Source organism: Pseudomonas nitroreducens (genome assembly GCF_010994165.1).
Taxonomy (GTDB): domain Bacteria; phylum Pseudomonadota; class Gammaproteobacteria; order Pseudomonadales; family Pseudomonadaceae; genus Pseudomonas; species Pseudomonas nitroreducens.
Genome location: NZ_WMBX01000004.1, coordinates 25,421 through 49,420 on the forward strand (window position 1 = coordinate 25,421; position 24,000 = coordinate 49,420).

25 protein-coding genes are annotated in these 24,000 nt (G+C 64.6%); 3 read left to right on the plus strand and 22 right to left on the minus strand.

The window, feature by feature from the left end:
- Window positions 1–75: 75 nt before the first annotated feature.
- From GJV37_RS17705 to GJV37_RS17755, 11 genes are all read right to left on the minus strand, one after another.
- Complete coding sequence (locus GJV37_RS17705; RefSeq protein ID WP_205896297.1) at window positions 76–597, minus strand: DUF4376 domain-containing protein; 522 nt, start codon at window positions 595–597, stop codon at window positions 76–78.
- 8 nt (window positions 598–605) lie between these two features.
- Window positions 606–2,948 carry a phage tail-collar fiber domain-containing protein gene (locus tag GJV37_RS29560; protein ID WP_246228381.1) on the minus strand — a complete coding sequence of 781 codons (2,343 nt, stop codon included), beginning with the start codon at window positions 2,946–2,948 and terminating at the stop codon, window positions 606–608.
- The gene (locus GJV37_RS17715) at window positions 2,939–3,553 is read right to left on the minus strand and encodes a phage tail protein I (RefSeq protein WP_170857957.1); all 615 of its coding nucleotides are present in this window, start codon (window positions 3,551–3,553) and stop codon (window positions 2,939–2,941) included. The genes GJV37_RS29560 and GJV37_RS17715 overlap by 10 nt, the downstream gene beginning before the upstream one ends.
- On the minus strand, window positions 3,546–4,436 hold the full coding sequence (locus GJV37_RS17720) for a baseplate assembly protein (RefSeq protein WP_170857958.1): 891 nt from the start codon (window positions 4,434–4,436) through the stop codon (window positions 3,546–3,548). The genes GJV37_RS17715 and GJV37_RS17720 overlap by 8 nt, the downstream gene beginning before the upstream one ends.
- The gene (locus GJV37_RS17725; protein WP_024763583.1) at window positions 4,433–4,759 is read right to left on the minus strand and encodes a GPW/gp25 family protein; all 327 of its coding nucleotides are present in this window, start codon (window positions 4,757–4,759) and stop codon (window positions 4,433–4,435) included. Before GJV37_RS17725 ends, GJV37_RS17720 begins: the two co-directional genes overlap by 4 nt.
- A gap of 109 nt (window positions 4,760–4,868) precedes the next feature.
- Complete coding sequence (locus GJV37_RS17730) at window positions 4,869–5,432, minus strand: phage baseplate assembly protein V (RefSeq protein ID WP_024763584.1); 564 nt, start codon at window positions 5,430–5,432, stop codon at window positions 4,869–4,871.
- Window positions 5,429–5,959, minus strand: coding sequence for a hypothetical protein (locus GJV37_RS17735; RefSeq protein WP_024763585.1), 531 nt, complete (start codon window positions 5,957–5,959; stop codon window positions 5,429–5,431). The genes GJV37_RS17730 and GJV37_RS17735 overlap by 4 nt, the downstream gene beginning before the upstream one ends.
- 17 nt (window positions 5,960–5,976) lie before the next feature.
- Entirely contained in the window at window positions 5,977–6,321 is a 345-nt protein-coding gene (locus GJV37_RS17740) for a phage holin family protein (RefSeq protein WP_024763586.1), read from the minus strand.
- Between the two features lie 315 nt (window positions 6,322–6,636).
- Window positions 6,637–7,110 (minus strand): GNAT family N-acetyltransferase, encoded by a 474-nt coding sequence (locus GJV37_RS17745; protein WP_024763587.1) that lies wholly within the window; start codon window positions 7,108–7,110, stop codon window positions 6,637–6,639.
- A gap of 81 nt (window positions 7,111–7,191) precedes the next feature.
- On the minus strand, window positions 7,192–7,551 hold the full coding sequence (locus tag GJV37_RS17750; RefSeq protein ID WP_024763588.1) for a PA0613 family protein: 360 nt from the start codon (window positions 7,549–7,551) through the stop codon (window positions 7,192–7,194).
- A 19-nt stretch (window positions 7,552–7,570) separates the two neighbouring features.
- Window positions 7,571–7,780, minus strand: coding sequence for a TraR/DksA C4-type zinc finger protein (locus GJV37_RS17755; RefSeq protein ID WP_024763589.1), 210 nt, complete (start codon window positions 7,778–7,780; stop codon window positions 7,571–7,573).
- Window positions 7,781–8,192: 412 nt separating this feature from the next.
- Here GJV37_RS17755 and GJV37_RS17760 point away from each other — a divergent pair, with 412 nt between their 5' ends.
- On the plus strand, window positions 8,193–8,963 hold the full coding sequence (locus tag GJV37_RS17760; protein ID WP_054908045.1) for an XRE family transcriptional regulator: 771 nt from the start codon (window positions 8,193–8,195) through the stop codon (window positions 8,961–8,963).
- A 121-nt stretch (window positions 8,964–9,084) separates the two neighbouring features.
- Entirely contained in the window at window positions 9,085–9,411 is a 327-nt protein-coding gene (locus GJV37_RS17765; RefSeq protein ID WP_170857959.1) for a pyocin activator PrtN family protein, read from the plus strand.
- Between the two features lie 173 nt (window positions 9,412–9,584).
- On the opposite strand, the gene trpE is transcribed toward GJV37_RS17765, so the two are convergent.
- The 10 genes from trpE to GJV37_RS17815 form a co-directional block, all read right to left on the minus strand.
- Window positions 9,585–11,078: an anthranilate synthase component I gene (gene trpE / locus GJV37_RS17770; RefSeq protein WP_038803514.1), complete on the minus strand. Its 1,494-nt coding sequence runs from the start codon at window positions 11,076–11,078 to the stop codon at window positions 9,585–9,587.
- 213 nt (window positions 11,079–11,291) lie between these two features.
- Entirely contained in the window at window positions 11,292–12,110 is an 819-nt protein-coding gene (locus GJV37_RS17775) for a phosphoglycolate phosphatase (protein ID WP_038803513.1), read from the minus strand.
- Complete coding sequence (gene rpe / locus GJV37_RS17780) at window positions 12,110–12,784, minus strand: ribulose-phosphate 3-epimerase (RefSeq protein ID WP_038803512.1); 675 nt, start codon at window positions 12,782–12,784, stop codon at window positions 12,110–12,112. Before rpe ends, GJV37_RS17775 begins: the two co-directional genes overlap by 1 nt.
- A 191-nt stretch (window positions 12,785–12,975) precedes the next feature.
- Window positions 12,976–13,803: an ABC transporter permease gene (locus GJV37_RS17785; RefSeq protein WP_024763592.1), complete on the minus strand. Its 828-nt coding sequence runs from the start codon at window positions 13,801–13,803 to the stop codon at window positions 12,976–12,978.
- 13 nt (window positions 13,804–13,816) lie between these two features.
- Entirely contained in the window at window positions 13,817–15,064 is a 1,248-nt protein-coding gene (locus GJV37_RS17790) for an ABC transporter permease (RefSeq protein ID WP_024763593.1), read from the minus strand.
- 229 nt (window positions 15,065–15,293) lie between these two features.
- Window positions 15,294–16,343 (minus strand): ABC transporter substrate-binding protein, encoded by a 1,050-nt coding sequence (locus GJV37_RS17795; RefSeq protein ID WP_193452797.1) that lies wholly within the window; start codon window positions 16,341–16,343, stop codon window positions 15,294–15,296.
- Between the two features lie 68 nt (window positions 16,344–16,411).
- The gene (locus GJV37_RS17800; protein WP_024763595.1) at window positions 16,412–17,521 is read right to left on the minus strand and encodes an ABC transporter ATP-binding protein; all 1,110 of its coding nucleotides are present in this window, start codon (window positions 17,519–17,521) and stop codon (window positions 16,412–16,414) included.
- A gap of 180 nt (window positions 17,522–17,701) precedes the next feature.
- Window positions 17,702–18,739 carry an ABC transporter substrate-binding protein gene (locus GJV37_RS17805; protein ID WP_024763596.1) on the minus strand — a complete coding sequence of 346 codons (1,038 nt, stop codon included), beginning with the start codon at window positions 18,737–18,739 and terminating at the stop codon, window positions 17,702–17,704.
- Window positions 18,740–18,903: 164 nt separating this feature from the next.
- The gene (locus tag GJV37_RS17810; RefSeq protein ID WP_024763597.1) at window positions 18,904–19,533 is read right to left on the minus strand and encodes a response regulator; all 630 of its coding nucleotides are present in this window, start codon (window positions 19,531–19,533) and stop codon (window positions 18,904–18,906) included.
- A 69-nt stretch (window positions 19,534–19,602) separates the two neighbouring features.
- Window positions 19,603–22,014, minus strand: coding sequence for a PAS domain-containing sensor histidine kinase (locus tag GJV37_RS17815; protein WP_193452798.1), 2,412 nt, complete (start codon window positions 22,012–22,014; stop codon window positions 19,603–19,605).
- A gap of 167 nt (window positions 22,015–22,181) precedes the next feature.
- Between GJV37_RS17815 and GJV37_RS17820 the strand changes: the two genes are divergently transcribed.
- Complete coding sequence (locus GJV37_RS17820; RefSeq protein WP_193452799.1) at window positions 22,182–23,234, plus strand: alpha/beta hydrolase family protein; 1,053 nt, start codon at window positions 22,182–22,184, stop codon at window positions 23,232–23,234.
- A gap of 1 nt (window position 23,235) precedes the next feature.
- Here GJV37_RS17820 and GJV37_RS17825 read toward each other — a convergent pair whose 3' ends face one another.
- Window positions 23,236–24,000, minus strand: a complete 765-nt coding sequence (locus GJV37_RS17825) for a DnaJ domain-containing protein (RefSeq protein WP_037012847.1) — start codon at window positions 23,998–24,000, stop codon at window positions 23,236–23,238.

The following is a 24,000-nucleotide window of genomic DNA, read 5'->3' on the forward strand; positions in this document are numbered from 1 at the left end:
AAAAAAACCGCCGGGAGGCGGTTGGGTGGTTTGCCCAGGCCACAGCGTGTGGCGGGCGGAGTTACAGTGGTCGAGTCAGGCAGGCCAGCCCTCATCGAGCATGGACACAGTCAAGGTGCCAGCCTTCAGGTGATCGAGTAGAACGGCTTCGCGATCGAAGCACGCCTGAACGTGGGCTCGGACCTCGCTCAGTACCGAACGCAATTCAGCACCGCTCATCTCCTTGAATCCATCGTCCGTTTTCCAAAGACAGGTGTAATTGGGATTATCCATCGCATGTACTACTGCGCTGCCGATGAGGCTTTGGCTGTCTCGGGTAGTTTCGAATCGCGCACCCGCAACCTCGATGCCAGAAATTTCCTCGGAATAGCGTCGATGAGCAATGCTCCGCTCCCACTCCTCGGTTGTTCTCTCAACGTCCAGTTTTTGCAGAACAGGTGTGCCATCGACAACGACGATGGAGTTGCCTTCCTGCTGGCCGGCCAACAATTCCCAGTGCTTGTCTTCGGATACTTCGATCCGGTCATCCGGAATCGACTCGCCGTGGACGCTATCAACATAAAAGCCCCGCGTTTGGGGCGAGTAAAAGATCGTCATGAATCACCTCAATAGCCAATGGCAATCCAACGGAAGCCAACGTTAGCGATGGCTCCCGCCAACGTGTAGCCCTCGATGGTGTATTGCGTCCTGCTGATCCCCTCACCATTGAGGATGTAGTTGTAGCCGGGGCTCGAAACCACCAAGGCAACGCAGGCCGTCGGGAACGCAATCGGGAAACTGCCGGTGAACTTCCCATTCTCCGAGATCAGAAACGCACCGTACTGGAGCATCGTCCCTCCAGGAAGCGCTTGGTAACCGCCATAGACGCTCTTGCCCGAAGCAAACGCCAGGGCATTCTGGACAAACGCAGTGTTGGCAATCTGCGCCGAGTTTGCGCCGGCAGCCGCAGTCGGTACCGTAGGGGCCCCAGTCAACGCCGGGCTTGCCAGGGGCGCCTTGAGTGCCAACGCACTGTTGATTGTCGCGGCTAGCGCCGGGTCGTTGTTCAGAGCCGTTGCAAGCTTGGCCAGGGTATTCAGTGTCGCGGGTGCAGCCCCCGTTACCGCGGAGACTGCAGACTGGACAAATGCAGTCGTAGCCAATTGCGTGGAATCCGCACCTGCTGCTGCCGTCGGCGCAGTTGGCACCCCGGTGAATGCCGGGCTGTCGGTGTACGCCTCTTCCCGCCACGCACTCCAATTGGGGGCAACTGCAGTGCCATTACTGGGAGCAACGCGGGTAAATCGCTTTCCAGTGGTGGTGTTGATCAGTTCTTGCACAACCTGATAGACGCCAGCAGACAGAGCGTCGCGGATCCAGAACTTCACGACGGACGCCGTGTTTACGCCTGCGGGCAACCCGGCCGTCGTAGTGGAAATGGTGCGGTAAATACCGGTCAGCACGCCCGTACAGTCATCAAGGCTGGCATTAGGCCAATGGGGCTGGAACGTCGTGCTGCCGATGCCAAAGACATTGGAGTCAATGTCACGCCAGCCCTGCCAAACACCACCAGCACGTCGGCGGTACACCAGGCGGTCAAGGCCACCTGGCTGGAACAGTTGGAAGCCCGCGCTGCCAGTGATCTTGTGCAGAACTATTCCGTTGGTGCCCAGCGGGCGGTTAGGGTCTGTCGAACTGGTGTAGTACATGCCACTACCCACAGTGGCATCATCGATGTCATTAATGACATTGACGTCAACATCACCCAAACCAACAAGCCGAAGAGCCTCTCGTCCCACTTGACGCCAGTTGGTCCATGCAGTGCCGGATTTGCTGCGGTACATGAGGTTGGCGTGACCATACTGGCTGAATAGCTGGAACGCACCAGTGCCATAGACCTTGTACAGAACGAAGCCTTGTCCCGAAGTACCCGGTGGCGGGTTCAGCGTTGCAGAGCCGGTGTAGTAAAAACCCGCTCCCTGGCTTTCGTCGTTGAAGTCGGCGAGAGACGGCGCAACCGAAGTATTGCCGATGCCGAACAAAGCCATAGCGGTACGAACAAATGCCGTGGTTGCAATGCTCGCGTCGCTCGACGCAGCGGCGGGCGTGGGCGCAGTGGGCGAGCCGGTAAAGGCTGGCGACTGCAGGCGAGCGAGGCCGTTGGTGATGTTCTGGAAGGTCAGCGCCGTAGTGCCAAGAACAATAGGAGCGTCGGTGATCAGCAGCCAGATGGTGTCCGCGTTCTGCGTGCCACTCTCTACAGGCACAGTGAGCCCAGGTGTGACTTCGGCGCTTTCGTCGGCATCGTCGGCTCGAATCCAGGCGCCAGTGGCGACGGTGTAAATACCGTTCTGGCTGCCGTTGGTCTGGTTCTTCACCAGGACTCGGTCACCGATGGCCAGGGCCACCCCGTCAACGGTCTGGGTGTTGCTGAGCGTGATGCTGGCAGTGGTGGCCACCCGAACCGATTTTTTGATGTCCTGACGATTCATCGCGCTGACGATGGCGCTATCGACGTACTCTCGAGTTGCCAACACCACACTCGGATCGATCTTCAACTCCACCGACGCGGCGTTGCTGACGATCAGTACGATGCGCACGGTCTGGGTGCGGCCGCTGCCTTCGGCCAGTTGCGGTTTATAGGAGGGCGCGCAGTTGGCGTAGGCGATCAGCGCGCCGACTTCGTCGTACAGGCCCATCTCGCGGATCCACCAGCCACCCACGTCCTCGGGGATGACCTGTTCGGCGATGATCTGCGAGCTGTTCGCCGGGTCGACACTCAGCCGGTTCAGCGGCGCACGACGGACTTCGTTGACCAGATTCATGCGGCTGGCATCGGGCGTCGGTACGTTGCCGCCGCCGTCGCCGACGGCGAGCTGGGTGATTTTCAGGGAGGTGCCCAGCGCAGTGGCATTCGCCAGCTTGCCGGCACCGATCGTGGTGAGTAGTGCGTAGTAGGTTACTGCCATGGGTAGACACTCAAGCTATCGATGGTGTGCTCCCGGCCCGGCAAGCCGTGGCTGCCGATCGCTTCGATCACATCCGGGAGGTAGGGGTAGACGGTGACGATGTCACCGTCGTATTGCCCGGAGCCGACGGTGATCCGCCCCTGGGATTCCAGGCTGATATCCAGCCCGATGAGGTGCCGCGTGAGCGGCTTGGCGTCCTCGATCAGACGCTCCACCTCCTGGTACATCTCTTCGCTGATACCGCTGTCGAGTACGCCGATGCGCAGGCGGAAGGTGCCCGGCTCGCCCATGGGCGAGCCCTGCCACCACTCGATGATCTCGATCAGGTAACCCAGCGGCTCGATCACCCGCCGGAGCGCGGCGATGGTTCCCTTGTGCTGATGGATGCGGTACGCAGCGGCCACCGCCTTGCGCTTTACTGCCTCGTTCCAGGTCGGGTCCCAGCGGTCTACCGACCAGGCCCAGGCGAGATACGGCAGCAGCGCGACCGGGCAGCGTTGCGGGTCCATCAGCTCGCGCAGGGGCACCGGCAGGTCACCGACCTGCACATCGGCCAGCGCACGCTCCAGCGGCGTCGAGTTGATCGGCAGCAGGCGGCTACTCATCGGAGCCACCGACGCGGATCTGGTAGCCGCTGCAATAGGCCGCCTGGGTGGAGTCGAGCACCACGTCGGCTACCGGCTTCGCCAGCTCGACACGCTGCACGCCTTCCACATGCAGGGCGGCAAACAGCGCGCTACGACGGATATCCCGGCCGATGCGGCGCTGGGTAGCGATGTAGCTCTGCAACGAAGCCTCGGCAGCCTGCTGGATCAACTCGGCCTCCGGCCCCGGGTAGATGTAGAGCACGGCATCGACCTGGTAAGGCACGATGGCGGCGGACTGCACCGTGAGGCGGTCGCCTACCGGGCGCACATCCTCATCGTTCAGAGCCGTGCGCACCGCCTGGAGCAGCTCTTCCGAGGCAGCGCCGTTGCCCTCGGAGGACAGCACGCTGACCAGTGCTTCGCACGGCTGCGGGCTGACCGCCGAGACGTCGGCGATGCGCCCGTCGGCGCCGAGCGCGAAGGCCACATAGGCGTTGCGCGGGCCGGCCACCGAAAGCTGATCGAAGGCCAACTGGGTGCGATTGCGCAGCGAGTCGTCGCCCTCCAGCACGGCCGGCGTCGGCGGCGAGGTGGTGGCGTCCGCCTGCTGGATCACCAGGCGCTTGACGTTGTAACCGGCGGCCAGTTGATCGAGGTCGCCCTGGGTCGCGTAGCCGAGCATCACGGCACGGGCGGCGTCGTTGATCCGGGCGCGCAGCAGCAGCTCCCGGTAGGCCGCCAACTCCAGCAGCTTGACCACCGGATCGGACTCCAGCGCGGCGCTCCAGGCCTCACCCATGGCACCGCGGAAATCCGCCAGCAGCTCGTCGTAGAGGCTCTCGTAGTCGAGGTTTTCCACCACTTCCGGGGCGGGCAACTGGGACAGGTCGATGAGGCTCATGCCGCCACCTCCAGACCGACTTCGTCACCCAGATAGATGCCGCGCAAGCGCAGCGAAACGCGTCCGCCCATCACCGCCGTCACCTGCACGGAACTCAGGCGCAGGCGCGGCTCCCAGCGGCCGATGGCGCGGGCCACTTCCGCCTGCACCGCGCCCTTCCAGCCCTCGGTCACCGGCAGGTCGACCATGCGCCGCAGGCGACTGCCGTACTCGGGGCGCATGCGTCGACTGCCCAGCGGCGTACCGAGGATGTCCTCGATGGATTGTTTCAGGTGTGCCAGCCCACTGAGCGGCTGACCGTTGCGCCGATCCATGCCGATCATGGCCGCGCCCTCCGCCACTCAGGGTGCGCACAGGAATCTTTGCCCATGGCAGGTCTCCAGAAATGCAAAGGCCCGCACGTGGCGGGCCTGGGTTGATAATCGACTGTCGTCAGTGGGTGTGGTGATTGCTGTTGCCGGCGGTGTCCATGATCGAGCCGGTGCTGCTGATATTGCCGTTCACCGTCAGCGCGCCCTTGATGTTCACCGGCCCGGTCAGCTGGATGCTCGCGGCAGAGACGGTCACCGCACCCGGATCGATCACCACCTGGGTGCCACCGACCTTCACCGTTGCACTGCCGGCAGGCAGTTGCAGGTCGTAGCGATGCGCCTGCCAGTCGTAGCTCAGCACCGCGCCATCGGGGAAATGCCAGCTCTCCACCTCGCCGCGATTGTTCGGTGCAGCCGCTGCCGCCCCGAACAAGCCGGGCACGAAGGTGCCCATCGCGGCCATGCCTGACGGGCTCAGCAATACGCCCTGCTCGCCCAGGCTCGGTGCGCGCCAGTGCCGAGCGGCACCAGCGGCCTGTGCGTGCCAGCGCACCCAGGCGCTGGTCCACTCGCCGGACCGAACGCGTACCCGCGCCGCCGCCAGGTCCACCGCTACCACCTCGCATGGCATGACCAGCGCAGCCAGCATGCGGTCGTGCTCGGCGCTCACGTAGTCCTGGTTCATTGCAGCGCTCCAGGATCGAAGTAGTCGTCCTCATGTCCGGGACCGGTCTCGGGATCGAACCCCAGCACCAGGCTGCCCGGCGGCTGGTCTTCCCACGGCCATTCCGTTTCACCGAGCAATACCGGTTGCTGCCACTCGACCAGCCACGCCCGGCACGTCGCCAGCGCAGGACTTTCGCTGTCCGGCTGGGCCTGGATGAAGCTGACCGGCTCCAGTTCCAGCCCCCAGTTCTGGGCGCGCAATAGCATGGCCAGCGCGGCGACGTTGCGCAGTGCAAAGGCCTCGGCTTGCGCGTCATCCCTTGCTACCAGAATGCGCGCCTGGAGTCGGCAGACCAGTGCGGTCTGCCCATTGCCGGGATCACGGCCGGGCAGCAGGCCGGCGTACTCCAGCGCCAGCGCAGGAAGTGTCGCCGGCGCTTGCTTGAGTGGGCCACGCAGAAAGGCGCCGATCTCGGTCAATCGCGTGGATAGCGCCTGCTCCACCGTGTCGAGCAGCAGGGCGAGGGTCAAAGGTTGTTCGGACATGTCGTCTCCTTGAAGCATCACTCTTGTCCGCGTTCGCTCGGCGGCAGTTCGCAGACGCCCAGGCGCTTCGCCGCCCAGCGTTCATAAAGGCCGACGGCGATCTCCGCACCGGCCGCCGCGGTCAGGCTGCCGATGGCCGCAGCGAGGGTCAGCGAGGCGCCGCAGGCCATGGCCAGGAACATCACCGCCATGCCGCAGACGATGGAAGCGCCGGAACGCAGCGCCAGGCGTCGCAGCAATCGCCAGCCGCCCAGGCCCGCCTTGTCGGCGCGCCACATTTCACCGCTGATGCCGCCCGCAACCGCAAGCAGGATCAGCCCCCACAAAGGCACGTCGGCCAGGGTCTGAGGTTCGTTGCCCATTGGCTCACCTTGGATAAAGACGCCCGCGAACGGGCGAAACCGGCGGCTATCAGCCGGCCGGGGATCACTGCCGGCAAGCTCGCCGGCCGCCCGCCGAATCGGCGGTTCAAAAAACGCGGGCATGAAAAAGCCCGGCGCTGAGACCGGGCTTTTCGGGGTTTCGCGTTGTGCTCCCTGGGGACGCACCTTTACAAGAATGACTACTTTTTACCCCCCGATTCCCGCCGGAACAAGGCTTCTTAGGGAATGCGCTGCAATACGCAGATGACACACCGTAATGTGCTGCCGAAACGCCGAAATCCAGCGTCTGAAATTTCAGAGCACCTTGCTCATCAGCACGGTGGTAAAGCCGCTGTGCCACTCCTCATCCGGGTAGAAATCGACCTCCGCATAGCCCTGCTTGCCATAGAAAGCGCGCGCCTGCTGGTTGAAGGTGTCGGTCTCCAGCCGGGCCCGGGCGAAACCTGCTGCGCGGATATTCCGCTCCGCGTGATCCAGCAACACAGCACCAATGCCGCGGCGCTGCTGGCCGGGTGAGACGTGCAGGGCATCGATGAAGTCGTCGCGCCAATCGAGCAGGCCGACGATCTCGCCATCGATGCAGGCGACCTGGAAATGCGGCAGGCGCTCGCGCACATAGGCGACGGTATGTGCGGAAGACTCGAAGCGCGCGATGGCTTGGGCACTGAGCGCGGGCTTCCAGGTGGCTTCATAGGTTTCGCCGAGGATGCGCAGGATGGCATCGGTGTCGGACGGTTCAGCGCGGCGGAGAAGAATAGGCGTTTTCATGGGGCGCGAGCATAGCTCAAGGCACCCCAGGAAAAGCACGAAGCCCGGCGCAGGGCCGGGCTTCGGAAGGGCAGGAAGGATTCAGGCAGCGCGGCGCATCAGCCGCGACTGGATGCTCTGGTGCGCCACATGCAGGCGCAGGTAGAAGGTGTTGCGGCTGCAGCGGCAGTGCCGGTACTTCTGTGCGGCTTCGCTGTCGCGGTTGAGGTAGTGCTCGGTGACGACGTCCTTCTGCTCGTCCGGCAACTGGTTGATGATCAGGTCCAGTTCGGCGACGCGATCGAGGATCACCTTGCTGCCCCGGGTACCGCGGATCATTTCGCCCCTGTTGGCAATCATCATCGCCAGCAGGTTGCCCCCCGCGTAACCACCGCCGGCGCTACCCGGATTGTGCATTTCCTCGGCCCAGAGCTTGAGCATTTCATCGATTGGCTTGATCACGGCATTGCTCCCTGGCGGCTCAGTGCCGCCGCTCCAGTTCGTCCATTGCCTGGCAGTCGATGCAGCGCGTACAGCCCGGCGCGGCCAGTCGACGTGCGGGGGGAATATCGTCGCCGCAGTCTTCGCAATACTCGGCGGAGCTGACCGCCAGGCGGGAACGGCGGCTGTGCAGCAGGTCTTCGATCCGGTCGAGCACCAGATCGTTGGCGTAGTCAGCGATATCAGCCACGACGCACCTCCGTATCGACGGCGGGTACGCAATGCCTGGCGTGTTGCAGGTGTTGATTCATGAAGGTCCTCCTGGCGACCTGCCCTCCGTGGTCGCCGAGCCTTCGGTCGGCCTGTGGTGGTCAGTCGCGATCTGTTCGTCGCGGACGCCTGACCATGGTGGCGGCGTCCCTTGCCGGTGCGCGGGCAGCACCTCCCTGGCCTGCCCGAGCCCTCCAGCCTGCCCGGCGCATCGCGCTTCGCAGGCAACCCGCGGCGTCCTTGCCGCGGAGAGGGGAAGCCGTTCGCCTCCCTTCAGCCGAACCGGTATTCATCGCTTCGGTCGGCTGCTGGCTTTATGATTACAACTATAGCTATATTTAGTCAACACCAAAGCTATTTACAGCCTACAACCCAGGAGGTAGAGTGCCCCCATGGAAAACTCACCCTCATCGACGCTGGCAGACCGCCTCAAACAGGCGATGGCCTCGCGTAACCTGAAACAGGAAACCCTGGCCGAAGCCGCCGGGGTTTCGCAGAACACCATCCACAAGCTGACCTCGGGCAAGGCGCAGAGCACGCGCAAGCTGATCGAGATCGCCAGCGCCCTGGGCGTCTCGCCGACCTGGCTGGCGACCGGAGAAGGCTCGCCGGCGGCCACCACCAGCGCGCCGGTAGTGCGTCCGGCCGATGGCAGCCCGCTGCGGCTGGAACCGCTGCACCCATGGGATAGCGACACACCGCTGGACGAGGACGAAGTGGAACTACGCCTGTACAAGGAAGTGGAACTGGCGGCTGGCGCCGGCCGCACCGCGGTGCGCGAGATAGAGGGGCGCAAGCTGCGTTTCTCGTACGCCACCTTGCGCGCTGCGGGGGTCGACCCGGCGGCGGCGATCTGCGCCCAGCTCACCGGCAACAGCATGGAGCCGCTGATCATGGATGGCTCCACCATCGGCATCGACACGGCCACCACGCATATCACCGACGGTGAGATCTACGCCCTGGAACACGAGGGTATGCTGCGGGTGAAGTTCGTCTATCGCCTGCCTGGCGGCGGCATCCGCCTGCGCAGCTTCAACCGCGATGAATACCCTGACGAGGAGTACCCGGCGGAGCAGTTCGACAGCGGGCAGATCCGCATGATCGGCTGGGTCTTCTGGTGGTCCACGGTGCGCCATCGCCGCGCACCGACCCTGGTTCGCTGAGCCGGTTTCACATGAGGAAGACCCCGCTTCGGCGGGGTTTCCTCTGCACGGCGATTGAAAAGAAATACAACCTTTGCTATATTTTCTCCTGTCGCCACCACCATCGGAACAGGAGAGTCCCATGCAGTCGACCGCCGATATTCGCCCCGCCCCGCGCCCGGAGACGGTGAGCCTGGTCTATCAGATCTTCGGGGACGTCCTGGTGCCGCTGGAGCAGGTGCGCGAGCGCTGGTTCCGCAACCTGAACCGGGAGAATTTCAGCAAGGCACTGTCCTGCGGGCGCATCGCCCTGCCGGTGACCACGCTGGATGACAGCCACAAGGCGATGCAGTACGTCGCGGTGGATCATCTGGCGGCTTATGTGGAAGAGCGCTCGCAGAAGGCCGATGCCGCGTTGGCCCAGCGCAAGGCGGGCTTGCAGGTGGTGGAGGCGCGGCAGGCAGGTTAAGTCCCAGCGTGCGATACATCATGTGCTGTGCCATTAGGGCGCTTCGGCGCGGGGATCAGCCCTCTCCTCAAGGGAGAGTGGCAGTCTGGAGTCGACAGTAAGTCACTTAGGCAAGCGGCGATTACAAAAGTAAAAGCCCCGCCGAAGCGGGGCTTTTTCAGTCAATCAGCAACTCAATCGCGACCATGCGCCTTGGCAGTGTGCTCGGCCAGCGCGACGGCGCGGAACATGGCGCGGCGCTTGTTGATGGTTTCTTCCCACTCTGCCGCCGGCACCGAGTCGGCGACGATACCGCCGCCGGCCTGCACGTGGAGTTCGCCGTTCTTGATCACCGCGGTGCGAATGGCGATGGCGGTATCCATGTTGCCGTTCCATGCGAGATAGCCCACGGCACCACCGTAGACACCACGCTTGACCGGTTCCAGCTCATCGATGATTTCCATCGCGCGGATCTTCGGTGCGCCGGACAGGGTGCCGGCCGGCAGGATGGCGCGCAGGGCGTCCATTGCCGAGAGCTCCGGCTTGAGCTGGCCGTTGACGTTGGACACGATGTGCATGACGTTGGAGTAGCGCTCGATCACCATCTGCTCGGTGACCTTCACGCTGCCGGTCTGCGACACGCGACCGACGTCGTTGCGGCCCAGGTCGATGAGCATCAGGTGCTCGGCGATTTCCTTGGCGTCGGACAGCAGGTCTTCTTCCAGCGCGCGGTCGGCCTCTTCGGTCGCGCCACGCGGGCGGGTGCCGGCGATCGGGCGCACGGTGACTTCGCCATCTTCGACGCGCACCAAGACTTCCGGCGAGCTGCCGACGACATGGAAGTCGCCGAAGTTGAAGAAGTACATGTACGGCGTCGGGTTGAAGCAGCGCAGCGCGCGGTACAGGTCGATGGGCGCAGCGCTGAAGTCGATGGACATGCGCTGCGACGGTACGACCTGCATGCAGTCACCGGCGAGGATGTATTCCTTCACGGTATCCACCGCCCGCTCGTAATCCTCGCGGGTGAAGCTGGCGCGGAACTGCGGCTCCGGCGCGTTGACCGCGCTGAAGTCCAGGCCGCGGCGCGGAGTGATCGGCTGGCGCAGGCGCTCCAGCAGCTCGTCCAGTTGCGCCAGGCCCTTGTCGTAGGCATCGGCCTGGGCCGGATCGGCAAGGACGATCGCGTGCATCTTGCCGGCGAGGTTGTCGAACACCACCACGGCATCAGAAACCATCAGCAGGATGTCGGGGTTGTTCAGCGGATCGGGGTTCGGGCACTGCGCCAGGCGCTGCTCGACATAGCGCACGCAGTCATAGCCGAAGTAACCCACCAGGCCGCCGTTGAAGCGCGGCAGGCCGGCGATGGTCGGCACGCGGTAGCGATCCTTGAACGCTTCGACGAAGGCCAGCGGGTCGGCACATTCGAAGCTCTCGGTCTCGACGCCGTCGACCTTGATGCTCGCCTGGTGGCCGTAGACGCGCAGCACGGTGCGGCTGGGCAGGCCGATGATCGAGTAGCGACCCCACTTCTCGCCGCCCTGCACGGATTCGAGCAGGTAGGTGTTCGGACCGTCGGCGAGCTTGAGGTAGATCGACAGCGGTGTGTCGAAGTCGGCAAGGGTTTCGCAGGTCAGAGGAATGCGGTTGTAGCCTTCGGCGGCCAGGCGCTGGAATTCTTCGCGGGTCATGATCAGCCTCGTGGAATAAGAGCCTGTTTAGGATCTCGCGAGCTGGAGCGGAACAAGGCGAAATCGCTTGAGAGAGCGGAGTTTACACGCAGTAAATGAGCATCTCGAAAGCGATTTCAACGCAGTGCCGCCGACGCGCAGCAGATAGTAAACGGGCTCTGAGGGGGAAACGGACTTGGGTGCACACACGCCGGTCGTACCGGCCAAAGGATGTCAGGCGCGCCAGCGCCAGCGGGCCAGGGCCTTGATGACTTTCATCCAGAGTGTGTGGGGAGCCGTTTCCACGGTGCTGTCTCGCTGAGCGGGTTTTGAAGCGGAGTCGGGCAACACTATCGCTTTGCCCGAGTCGAAGCAAGGCAGCAGATGGCGCAGGTCGTCGAGCACCAGCGTCGGGGTTTCTTCGGCAATGGGGCGGCCGTGGTTGTAGCCGTAGCTCAGGCCAACGCTGCGCACGCCGGCGGCCTTGGCCGCAAGGATGTCGTTGCGCGAGTCGCCGACGAACAGCGCCTGCTCTGCCGATACACCGGCCATCTTCATTACGAACAGCAGCGCGGCCGGGTCGGGCTTCTGCTGCGGCAGGGTGTCGCCGCCGATGATCCAGCGGAAGAACTTGCCCAGCTTCATCTCGTCCAGCAGTGGGCCGACGAAGCGCTCGGGCTTGTTGGTGATCAGCGCCAGCTCGACGCCGCGCTTCTTCAGCCACTTCAGCGTCTCGATGACGCCGGGGTAGACCACGGTCAACGCGTGGCTGTCGGCGTAGGCATCCATGAAGAGTTCCAGCGCGCGCTCGGTGTCTTCCTCGCTGACACTTTCATGTTCGATGTCGCCCGCCAGGGCGCGGCGCACCAGTACGCGCGCGCCGTTGCCGACCCAGTGACGCACGGCGTCCAGGCCGGCCGGCTGGCGCCCGAGCGCCAGCAGCATCTTGTCCACCGCCGCGGCGAGGTCGGGGACCGAGTCCACCAGGGTGCCGTCCAGGTCGAACATCACCAGACGCGGCAGCCCGGCGAACGGCAGTTGTGCAGCGCTCATCACTGGCGCGCCTGCGCCAGCTCGGCATGCATGGCGCGAATGACCTCGGCGTAGTCCGGTGCGTTGAAGATGGCGGAACCGGCGACGAAGGTGTCGGCGCCAGCAGCGGCGATCTCGCGGATGTTCTTCACGTTCACCCCGCCGTCGATTTCCAGGCGGATATCGCGTCCGGAAGCGTCGATCAGCGCGCGGGCTTCACGCAGCTTGTCGAGGGTGCCGGGGATGAACTTCTGCCCGCCGAAGCCGGGGTTCACGCTCATCAGCAGGACCATGTCGATCTTGTCCATCACGTACTTCAGCGCGTCCAGCGGGGTGGCCGGGTTGAATACCAGCCCGGCCTTGCAGCCGCCGTCCTTGATCAGTTGCAGGGAGCGGTCGATGTGCTGGGTGGCTTCGGGGTGGAAGGTGATGTAGGTGGCGCCGGCTTCGATGAAGTCGCCGATGATGCGATCCACCGGGGAAACCATCAGGTGCACGTCGATGGGCGCGGTGACGCCGTACTTGCGCAGGGCCGTACAGACCATCGGGCCGATGGTCAGGTTCGGCACGTAGTGGTTGTCCATCACATCGAAGTGGACGATGTCGGCGCCGGCGGCGAGCACCTTGTCGACGTCCTCGCCCAGACGGGCGAAATCGGCGGACAGGATCGACGGAGCGATGGCGTAGGGTTGCATGGCGCACCTCTGTGGGCGGAAATCACGGATGGCGCGCATTGTAGCCGCTCGGACGGCTGGAAGGGGACTGGGCCGATAGTCGATGCCGAGCGGGGCAAGCCCAGGCGGAAATTCAGGCAAAAAAAATCGCGGACCGGTCCCGCCGCCGCGGGTGAGCACGGCGACGGGAACGTCCGCGAAACACTGTGAACTCAGGAAGTCGGGGCGGTTCGCAGTTTCTCGCTGCGGCCGCGCAGCCACTCGAGGGTCAGCAGGAGCAGGACGGAGAAACCGATCAGCAGGGTCGCCGCGGCGGCGATGGTCGGGCTGAGGTTCTCGCGGATGCCGCTGAACATCTGACGCGGCAGGGTGGCCTGCTCGGGGCCGGCAAGGAACAGGGTCACCACGACTTCATCGAAGGACGTGGCGAAGGCGAACAGCGCACCGGAAATCACGCCGGGAGCGATCAGCGGCAGGGTGACCTTGAAGAAGGTCAGCACCGGCGGCGCGCCCAGGCTGGCGGCGGCGCGCACCAGGTTGTAGTTGAAGCCCTGCAGGGTCGCCGACACGGTGATGATGACGAAGGGCACACCGAGCACCGCGTGGACGATGATCAGCGAGATATAGCTGTTGCCCAGGCCCAGCGGCGCGAAGAACAGGTAGCTGGCCACGCCGATGATCACCACCGGCACGACCATCGGCGAGATCACCAGGCTCATGATCAGCGCCTTGCCGCGGAAGTCGCCGCGGGTCAGGCCAATCGACGCCAGGGTGCCGAAGACCATCGCCAGCACGGTGGCCGCCGGAGCGACGATGATGCTGTTGGTCAGCGCGCGCATCCACTCGGCAGAGTTGAAGAAGTCGGCGTACCAGCGCAGGGAGAAGCCCTGCAGCGGGTAGACCAGGAAGGTGCCGGAGTTGAACGACAGCGGCACGATGACCAGTACCGGCAGCACCAGGAACAGCAGGATCAGGCCGCAGAGGATGCGCAGGGTGTAGAACCACACGCGCTCGATCGGGGACATGTAGGGGCTCAGCATCTTCTTCTCCTCATCAGCCCAGGCGCAGGCGGCTCGCGCCCACCAGCCAGCCATAGATCACATAGAGCACCAGGGTGGCGAACAGCAGCAGGCCGCCCAGGGCCGTGGCCATGCCCCAGTTGATGGTGGTGTTGGTGTAGAAGGCGACGAAGTAGCTGACCATCTGGTCGTTCGGGCTGCCCAGCAGCGCCGGGGTGATGTAGTAGCCGATCGACAGGATGAACACCAGCAGGCAACCGGCGCCGACACCGGCCACGGTCTGCGGGAAGTAGACCTTCCAGAAGCTGGCGAACGGGTGGCAGCCCAGGGAAATCGCGGCGCGCATGTAGCTGGGGGAAATGCCCTTCATCACGCTGTAGATCGGCAGGATCATGAACGGCAGCATGATGTGCACCATGGAGATGTACACGCCGGTGCGGTTGAACACCAGCTGCAGCGGCTGGTCAATCAGGCCCATCTTCAGCAGCGCGCCGTTGATCAGGCCGCCCGACTGCAGCAGCACGATCCACGCAGCGACGCGCACCAGGATCGAGGTCCAGAACGGCAGCAGCACCATGATCATCAGCAGGTTGGACTTGCGCGTCGGCAGGATCGCCAGCAGGTAGGCCAACGGGTAGGCCAGCGCCAGGCAGATCAGGGTGATCACCGCGCCCATCCAGAAGGTGCGGGCGAAGATGTCCAGGTAGATCGACTGGTCAGGCGTGGCGCGGGCGATCTCGCCCAGGTCGTCGATGCGGTGATCGAGCGCCGCCAGCAGGTAATAGGGCGTGACGGAGCTGGCGTTGCGGCGGATCGCCTGCCAGTAGGCCGGGTCGCCCCAGCGCTCGTCGAGGGCTTCCATGGCGTCCTTGTACGACGCCGGCTGCTCCTTGAACGGCAGCGCGCGGGCAGTCTTGGACAGCAGGCTGCGGTAACCGGCCAGCTCCATGTTCAGGCGCTTGGACAGGTCACCGATGGTCTGGTTCTTGCGCGCAGCGACCAGGTCTTCGCTCAGCGCCTTGTACACCGCGTCCGAGGGCAGCGATTTGCCGTCCCATTCAGCGATGGCATTGACCGTCAGCGGCATCGCGCCGACGACCTCGGGGTTGTTCACGCTCTTGTAGAGCAGCGCCGCAATGGGCACCAGGAAGGTCAGCAGCAGGAAGACCAGCAGGGGCAGCACCAGCGCCTGGGACTTCAGACGGTTCATCCGCTCCGCGCGCGCCAGGCGCTGCTTGAGGGTGGGGCCGGCGACCTCGTTCAGAGACACAGCGGTGGCCATAGCGAACTCCGGTAAAACAGGCCGCCTTAGGAGCGGCCAAGGTGTGGTGTCAGGAGGAGCCGCCGCGAGGGGGAACGGCGGCTCCGGTCCGTCGCGGCTCGGGCAGCCGCGACGGTTAGGACGTTACGCGAGTCGTCGACAAAACTGAGCGAAGCGGTTCTGGCTAGGCGCCTGGCTGCAGACAGTACCCGGCCAGGCAACAACGCCAGAACAGTTTTGCCGGCGACTCTTACTTGGCAGCCCAGGCGTTGAAGCGCTGCTCCAGCTGCTCGCCGTAGTCAGCCCAGAAGGTCACGTCCATGCCCACCTGGCCCTGCATGTTTTCCGGGGTGGTCGGCATGTCTTTCAGCAGGTCCTTACTCAGCAGCGGTACGGCGTTCTTGTTGACCGGGCCGTAGGCGATGTTCTCGGAGTAGGTCTTCTGCTGCTCGGGCTGGACCGAGAAGGCGATGAACTTCAGGCTCTCGTCCTTATTCTTGGCGCCTTTGGGGATGGCCCAGGCGTCGAAGTCGTAGATGCCGCCGTTCCAGACGATCTTCAGGTTGCTCTCTTTCTGCACGGCGGCGATGCGGCCGTTGTAGGCAGAGCTCATGACCACGTCACCGGAGGCGAGGTACTGCGGCGGCTGGGCGCCGGCTTCCCACCACTGGATGTTCGGCTTGATCTGGTCGAGTTTCTTGAAGGCGCGGTCCTGGCCTTCTTTGGTGGCCAGCACCTTGTAGACGTCCTTGGGCGCGACACCGTCGGCCATCAGGGCGAATTCCAGGGTGTACTTGGCGCCCTTGCGCAGGCCGCGCTTGCCCGGGAATTTCTGGGTGTCCCAGAAATCGGCCCAACTGGTCGGCGCGCTCTTCAGTTTGTCGGCGTTGTAGGCCAGTACGGTAGACCACACGAAGAAGCCGACGCCGCAGTTGCTGACGGCGCCCGGCACATAGTCTTCGGCCTTGCCGAGGATGGCCGGGTCGATTTCTTCGAACAGGCCTTCGTCACAGCCGCGGGCCAGTTCCGGCGATTCGACTTCCACCAGGTCCCAGGAGACGCTGTTGGTGTCGACCATGGCCTTCACCTTGGCCATCTCGCCGTTGTATTCGCCGGCGACGATCTTGTTGCCGGTGGATTTTTCGTAGGGCTCGTAGAACGCCTTCACCTGGGCGTTCTTGTTGGCACCGCCGAAGGACACCACGGTCAGGTCGGTGGCGGCCATGGACTGGGCCGCAAAGGCCACGCCCAGAGTCAGCGCTGCGAGTTTGAGCCCCGATGCTTTCAAGGACTTCGACATTATTGTTGTCTCCACAGTGTGCAGTTTGTTTTTCTTGGATGCGTCCGGGAGTGGCCGGTCCGCTTTCGTTACGCCGCGGACAGAGGGTCGAGCGCGCGGACGTGCTCGACTTCCCAGCCCAGCGGAACCACGTCGCCAACACTGAGCGCGGGATCGAGCTCGGCGATCGGCTGTTTGACGAAGAAATCGGTACGGCCGCAGACCTCCAGGCGAATGCGCACGTGGTCGCCCAGGTAGATGAATTCGGCGACACGGCCGGAGAAGCGGTTCACGCAGTTTTCACTGTGGCCGTTGAGGCGCACGCGCTCTGGGCGGATCGACAGGCTGACGGTGTCGCCGACATTGCCGACGTTGACGGCCAGCGCCTCGACCTTCTCGCCACGGGCCAGGCCAACGGTGCAGCGGTCGCCATCGCGGGCCTGGAGCTGGCCGGCTATGCGGTTGTTCTCGCCAATGAAGTTGGCGACGAAGGAGTTGCGCGGGTGCTCGTAGAGCTCAGCCGGCGGGGCGATCTGCTGGATCTCGCCCTGGTGGAACACGGCCACGCGGTCGGACATGGTCAGGGCTTCGCCCTGGTCGTGGGTCACGTAGACCACGGTCACGCCCAGGCGCTGGTGGATGTGCTTGATCTCCATCTGCATGTGTTCACGCAGCTGTTTATCCAGCGCACCCAGGGGTTCGTCCATCAGCACCAGTTGCGGCTCGAAGACCAGCGCGCGGGCCAGGGCCACACGTTGCTGCTGGCCACCGGAAAGCTGGGCGGGATAACGGCCGGCGAAGGTGTCGAGCTGGACCATCGACAGCGCACGCTTCACGCGCTCGCTGACATCGGTCTTGCTCATGCCGCGCACGGAGAGCGGGAAGGCCAGGTTCTCGGCCACCGTCATGTGCGGGAACAGCGCATAGTTCTGGAACACCATGCCGATGTCGCGCTTGTGCGGGGGGACGTTGTTGATGGCGCGGCCGGCGAGCTGGATTTCACCGGCGGTAGGAGTTTCGAAACCGGCCAGCATCATCAGGCTGGTGGTCTTGCCGGAACCGGACGGCCCCAGCAGTGTCAGGAATTCGCCTTTGCGAATGTCCAGATTGAGGTCCTTCACGATGAGGGATTCGCCGTCGTAGCTCTTCTGCACGCCACGGAAACTCACCAGCACATCGTTTGCCTGATTCTCGGCCATCACCGCACCTTTGTTTTTTTGTAAATGCCGTTGATCTCAAGCCTAGAGAAGCTGGACCCGCGCGCAAATCGGGCGGTATGAGAGATTGCTATAAGGCTTAGAGAGGATGCTTTGTAGGGATCGCCCTACAAAAATCAGGGAAACCGACTGCCGACCAGCTATTGGTCGGCAGTCCGCGGCTCAGCGCTTGGCCCAGGCCTGAAAGCGCTTCTCCAGCGCATCGCCGTGCTCGGCCCAGAACGCCACGTCCATGCCGACGGCATTGGCGATGTTCTGCGGCGCGGTCGGCAGGTTGGCAGCCACGTCCGGCGCCAGCAGCTCCACCGCCTTGCGGTTGGTCGGGCCGTAGGAAATGTTTTCGGCGAAGGCCTTCTGCTGTTGCGGCTGGCCGGCGAAGTTGACGAATTGCTCGGCCAGTTCCTTCTTGAACACACCCGAGGGCAGCGCCCAGAAATCGAAGTCGTAGATACCGCCGGCCCAGACCATGCGGAAGCCCTTCTGCTCGCCCTGCGCGGCGGCGATCCGGCCGTTGTAGGCGGAGCTCATCACCACGGTGCCGTCGGCGAGATCACGGACCGGGTCCTGCCCGGATTTCCACCAGTTGATGTTCGGCTTCAGTTCGTCGAGCTTGCGGAAGGCGCGGTCGACGCCGTCATTGTTGGCGAGCACCTTGTAGACGTCCCTGGGCGCGACACCATCGGCCATCAGGGCGAATTCCAGGCTGTACTTCGCGCCCCAGCGCAGGCCGCGCTTGCCGGGGAATTTCTTCGTGTCCCAGAAATCCGCCCAACTGCTGGGCGTGCCCTGCAGCTTGTTCTGGTTGTAGGCCAGCAGCGTGGTCCAGACGAAGATGCCGACGCCGCACGGCTGCACTGCGCCGGGAACGAAATCGGCGGTGTTGCCCAGGGTCTTGGGGTCAAGCTTCATGAACAGCCCTTCCTCGCAGCCGCGCGCGAGTTCGGGGGCCTCGACTTCCACCACGTCCCAGGACACGTGGCTGATTTCCACCATGCGCTTGAGCTTGGCCAGGTCGCCGTTGTAGGAGCCGTGGACGACGGCGTTGCCGGTCACTTCCTTGAACGGTTTGTAGAAGGCCGCCTCCTGGGCTTCCTTGTTCGCGCCACCGAAGGAAATCACCGTAACGTAGTCCGCCAGCGCCGGCATCGCAGCGCTCCCCAGCAGGCCGAACAGCAGCCCTCCCCTTACCGCTCGCAACATCTTCTTCTCCTTGTTATCACGACGTACCGCATGAAGCGGGCAATCATTCCCTGCCTCACGCCCGCTAGATAGACGGTTTGTTACAGAAATCGGACACGTCGCACAGAGTGAAGGGAAAATTCAGCGAGCCATCTGCCGCAGATCAAACCGGCGGCACGGGTCGGTCAGACGAGCTTGTGCTCCATGGCGTAGCGCACCAGATCGGCCACCGAGTTGGCATTGAGTTTCTGCATCAGCCGCGCCTTGTGGGTACTGATGGTCTTGCTGCTGACCGCCAGTTGCTGGGCGATCTCGTTGACGCCCTCGCCGTGCACCAGGCGCTCGAACACCGAGAACTCGCGCTCGGAAAGCAGCGCATGGGGTGGCCGCGAATCGGTGAGGCCGACTTCGAAGACCATGCGGTCGGCGAGGTCCGGGTCGATGTAGCGGCCACCGCTGGCGACCTTGCGGATCGCCGTGAGCAGCAGCGCCGGGTCGCTGTCCTTGGTGGCGTAGCCAGCGGCGCCGACCTTCAGCGCGCGGGCGACCATCTGCACCTCGTCGTGCATCGACAACATCAGGATCGCCGGCGGATTGTTCAGCGCGCGGATACGCGGGATGGCCTCAAGGCCGTTGACGCCGGGCATCGAGATATCCAGCAGGACCACTTCGCAGGGGGTCTGGCGCAGGTTCTCGAGCAGTTGCTCGCCATTGGTGGCCTCGCCGACCACCTGCAGGTCCTTGGCCATGCCGATCAGTTGCTTGATGCCCTCGCGCACGATCGTATGGTCTTCCGCCACCAGCACTCGAATCACTGCCCTTCCTCCCGCTTCGCACTTGTCATTGTCATTGTCGTTATCGATGCCGATGCCGTTGTCGCCCGGTTAGGCGCTTCGGGAGCGCAGCGGCACCCGGATCCACAGCGTGGTGCCCTCCCCAGGCTGGCTGTCGATCTGCAGGGTGCCGCCGAACATCAGCACCCGCTCGCGCATACCCACCAAGCCGAAGGAAACACCCTGGCGCGTGGCCTGCGGATCGAAGCCCACGCCGTCATCGGCGATACGCAGGCACAGCTCGCTGCCCTCGACGCTCAGCTGCAGTTCCACAGTATGCGCCTGAGCATGGCGCATCACATTGGTCAGCGCCTCCTGGAGGATGCGGAACAGTCCGATGGCCTTGGCGTCCGACAGCTCCGGCGGGTTCTCCGGCACCTCCACCAGGCAGGGAATCTGCGTGCGCGATTCGAAGCGGCGCGCCTGCCACTCCACCGCCGAACCGATGCCGGCATCGAGGATCGGCGGGCGCAGCGCAGTGGCCACATCGCGCACCAGCTGGAACAACTGGGCGATAAGACGCTTCATGTTATCCAGGCGCTCGCGCAGGCCCGCGTCCAGTTCGCCATAGGCCAGTTCGCACATCGAGGTTTCCAGCTTCAGCACGGTAAGCACCTGGCCCAGTTCATCGTGCACCTCGCGGGCGATGCGTGCTTTCTCCTCCTCCCGCACGCTCTCCAGATGCGCCGAGAGCTCGCGCAGTTGCGCGCGGGAATCCTGCAGTTCGAGTTCGATCTGCTTATGCTCGGTGATGTCCCAGACCACGCCGTCCCAGGCCGAACGACCGTCGTCCAGGGTCCGCACCGTCGCCTTGATGTCGACCCAACGTGGCTCGTTGCTGCGGGTGAGGATGCGGCCCTGCCACAGCCAGTTGCGCCGGCCCTCTACTGCCTCGAGCTGGCTGGCGAGATAGCCCTCGCGCTCGGACGGGTGCACCAGGCCCATGATGCCCAGGCCGCTTTCGCGCAGGTAACCGGGCGAGTAACCCAGCGAGGTTTCGCTGCCGCCAGTGATGAAGCTGATGTAGGCGAAATCGGAGTCATCGTCCGGCGCATTGGGCTCCAGGCGGAACACCAGCCCCGGCACGTTGGCGGCGATGCCCTGCAGGCGGGCCTCGCTCTCTTCCAGCGCGGCGCGGGCGCGGCGGCGTTCGGTGACGTCGCTGAGGAAGACCAGCAGGTACTCCGAATCACCGAAGCGCAGGAAGCTCAGCGAGACGTCGGCCGGCAGCCATTGGCCGTCGGCGCGCAGGCAGCGGGTTTCGAAGCTCAGCGGAGCTTCGTCGGCGTTGCGCGCACGGCGCCAGAGGTTGAGCCAGCGGTCCATGTTCAGCGTCGGCTCGAAGTCTGCCAGCGGCCGATCCACCACGGCGCCCGCGGCATAACCGAGCAGCTCCTCGGCGGCGCGGTTGGCGTAGCGCACATGGCTGTCCCAGTTGACCCAGAGGATGCCGACGGTGCTGCTGTCGATGGCGAACTGGGTCAGGCGCAATGCCTGCTCGGCGGCCTGGCGCAGTTCGATGTCGCGGCGTGCCGCCAGCAGGCGCGACTCCAATGCACGGTGCTGCCGACGCAGCCAGAGCAGCGCAGCAACGGCGAACAAAAGCAGCAGGCCGAGCAGGATGCAGAGGTTCTGCCAGAAGCCGGGCGAGGAGCCCAGACGCGGGTAGGTCGGTTGCAGCCAGCGTTCGTGGAGCTGGTCGAGGTCCTTGGCCGGCACCGCGCGCAGGGCCGCGTCGATGATCCCGGCCAATTCCGGCAAGCCGCGCCGCGTCGCCACGCGCAGCAATTGCGGATAGCCGATGTCGGCCACCACCCAGAGGCCGGTGAATTCGGTTTCGCGGGTCAGCCGCGCCAGCTGCGCCTCATCGATCACCGCGTAATTGGCCTCGCGGCCCAGCACCTTGCGCAGCACTTCGCGGTCGCTGTCGACGATCTGCAGGGTCAAGCCCGAATAGGTACTGCGCAGGTAATCCACCACCGGGCCGGGCCCCCGCACAGAGACCGATTCGCCCTCGCGCAGGTTGTCCAGCTCCACGGACGTACCGCTGCGGCGGTCGCCCACCACCAGCCGCGGTACGCGCAGATAGGGATCGGAGAACAGCCAGTCGCGAAGGGTCGAGGGCGTCTGGCTGACGCCGGGCGCCAGGTCGATTTCGCCGCTGTGCACGGCTCGCTCCAACGCGGCCTGGTCCGGGTAGGTGTGCCACTCGAGGCTGACCCCCATGGCCTTGGCCAGCCATTCCAGCAATTCCACGTTGGCCCCGGAGAGCTGCTGCAGCCGGCGATCCTGTTGCACATAGGGCGCCTCCAGTACGGCGCCCACGCGCAGTTGCGGATGCTCGGCAAGCCAGGCGCGCTGCGCTTCGTCCAGCGCCAGTGGCGGCACGGCGGTTTCCGCCATGGCCAGCAGCGGTAGGCACAGGAACCACGCCAGGCAGGCTTTCCAGAACACACGACTCATGCCGACAACACCATGGATTTCACTCGGGTCAAAGCAAAGGGCCGGCATACCTTACCGCAACCCCGGTTGAACCCGGCACGCCTGCGCCTGACAAAGCTAATACAAGCCGCTAGGCTGGCCGCACTCGCGCCCCGCCGCGTGCTGCCCGCCAGACAGGGATATCACCGATGCCGCATTTGTCTCGACCGACGCTTCTCGCCCTTTGCCTGACCCTCGGCCTGTCGCCGCTGGGCATCAGTCGGGCCGAAGATGCCAAGCAAGCCACCGACGAAAAACCGGCCACGGCACCGGTGGTGCGCCAGGCAGTGAACGAGCGCAGCCAGGATGAAGCCAACGGTCTGGTGCGCCAACTCCCAGAAAGTGAGCGGCAGGAACTCAAGGCCGGTGACGAAACCTTCCTTGCCCTCTGGCTTCCCGCCAATACCGCCGACGCGCAAGGCGCTGTGATCCTCATCCCCGGCGATGGCGAAAGTGCCGACTGGCCGGTAGCGATCAGTCCGTTACGGCGCAAGCTGCCCGATGCCGGCTGGCAGACTCTGGCCATCACGCTGCCCGACCCGCAGAGCACCGCGCCAATTCCACGCCCGAAGGAATCGCCCGACAAGGCCAGCGCCGATACCGACGCCTCCGCCGCCGACAGCGCCAGCAAGCCGGAAGTGAAAGGTAGCCAAGGCAGCGCGACGCCTACTCCGGAAAGCACCGCCGAGACCGGCAGTGCAGAACCCGCCCAGGCCAGCCCGGAAGCCCCGCCACCGCCCACCGACCCGGTGGAACTGCGCAAGGCCCACGCCGAACGGGTGCTGTCCCGCGTCCAGGCAGCGGTCGAGCTGGCGCAGCAGCACAAACCCAGGACCATCGTCCTGCTTGGTCACGGTACGGGCGCCTATTGGGCCACTCGCTACCTGGGCGAGCGCGCACCGGCGGACATCAAGAACCTGCTGCTGGTGGCGCCGGAGATGCCGCGCGACTTCAAACCTTCGCTGGACGAGACCGTCCCCTTGCTGAACCTCGCCACCGGCGATTTCTACTACAAGGACAAGGCAACCGATGTAGCGGCAGCCAAGCTGCGCCTGCAAGCGAGCAAGCGGCAGAAAGCCCCCAACTATGTGCAGATCGGCATGAACGCCCTGCCAGCCGACCTGGGCACCGAGCAGGAGCAACTTTACCGGCGCATCCGCGGCTGGCTGTCGATGCACCTGGAGCCCATCGAGCAGCCCTGAGTCAGCGGAAGCCGCGACGCTGGCGCACCAGCAGGTAGGCCGCCTGGATCTCGCGGGTCCTGTTGGTCGCCGCAGCAATCCGCTCGGGGCTGGCACCCATGCCTTCGAGCTTGTCCGGGTGGTTCTGGCTGATCAGCTTGCGGTAGGCGCGCTTGATCTCCTCCGGCTCGCTCTCTGCCGTCACGCCCAGCAGTCGCAGCGCTCCGGTATAGGATTCGCGCGGAGTAGCCGGCGGCTTGGGCGGCTCGGCACCGGACGACATCGCCAATACCCTGGAGCGAGAAAGCCCCAGTGAATCGCCCCACTGCAGCAGCAGGTTCTTCTGCGCAGCGTTCGGCGCGCCGCCCGCCCAGACCATGCGCCAACACGCCTGTATCAGCCCTTCGGCAGTGGCCTCCTGACCCTGCCGCTGGCGCAAGCCGACGTCGAGCAAGTCACCCCCCAGCTTGCCGCGACCGAAGGCATCGATGGCCTGGCGACGGGCCTTGTCATCCAGTTGCAGACGCTGCATTTCAGAACGCGCCTGCTGGATGTGCGCATCGACCACGCGACCGCGGCTCTTGGCCAGACGGCCGAGCAGCAGGAAGAGCAACTCCTGGTCACCGACCCGAGGACCACCGCGCAACTGCTCCAGCAGCCCCCGCCAGGTGCGCTGCTTCAGGCGCCGGTCGAGCACCTGGCCCAGCAACGCACCGAGCATGGCGCCCGGAATGCTCGCCAATGCCCATCCGGCGATGACGCCCACCAGGGTCCCCGGCCAGAACAC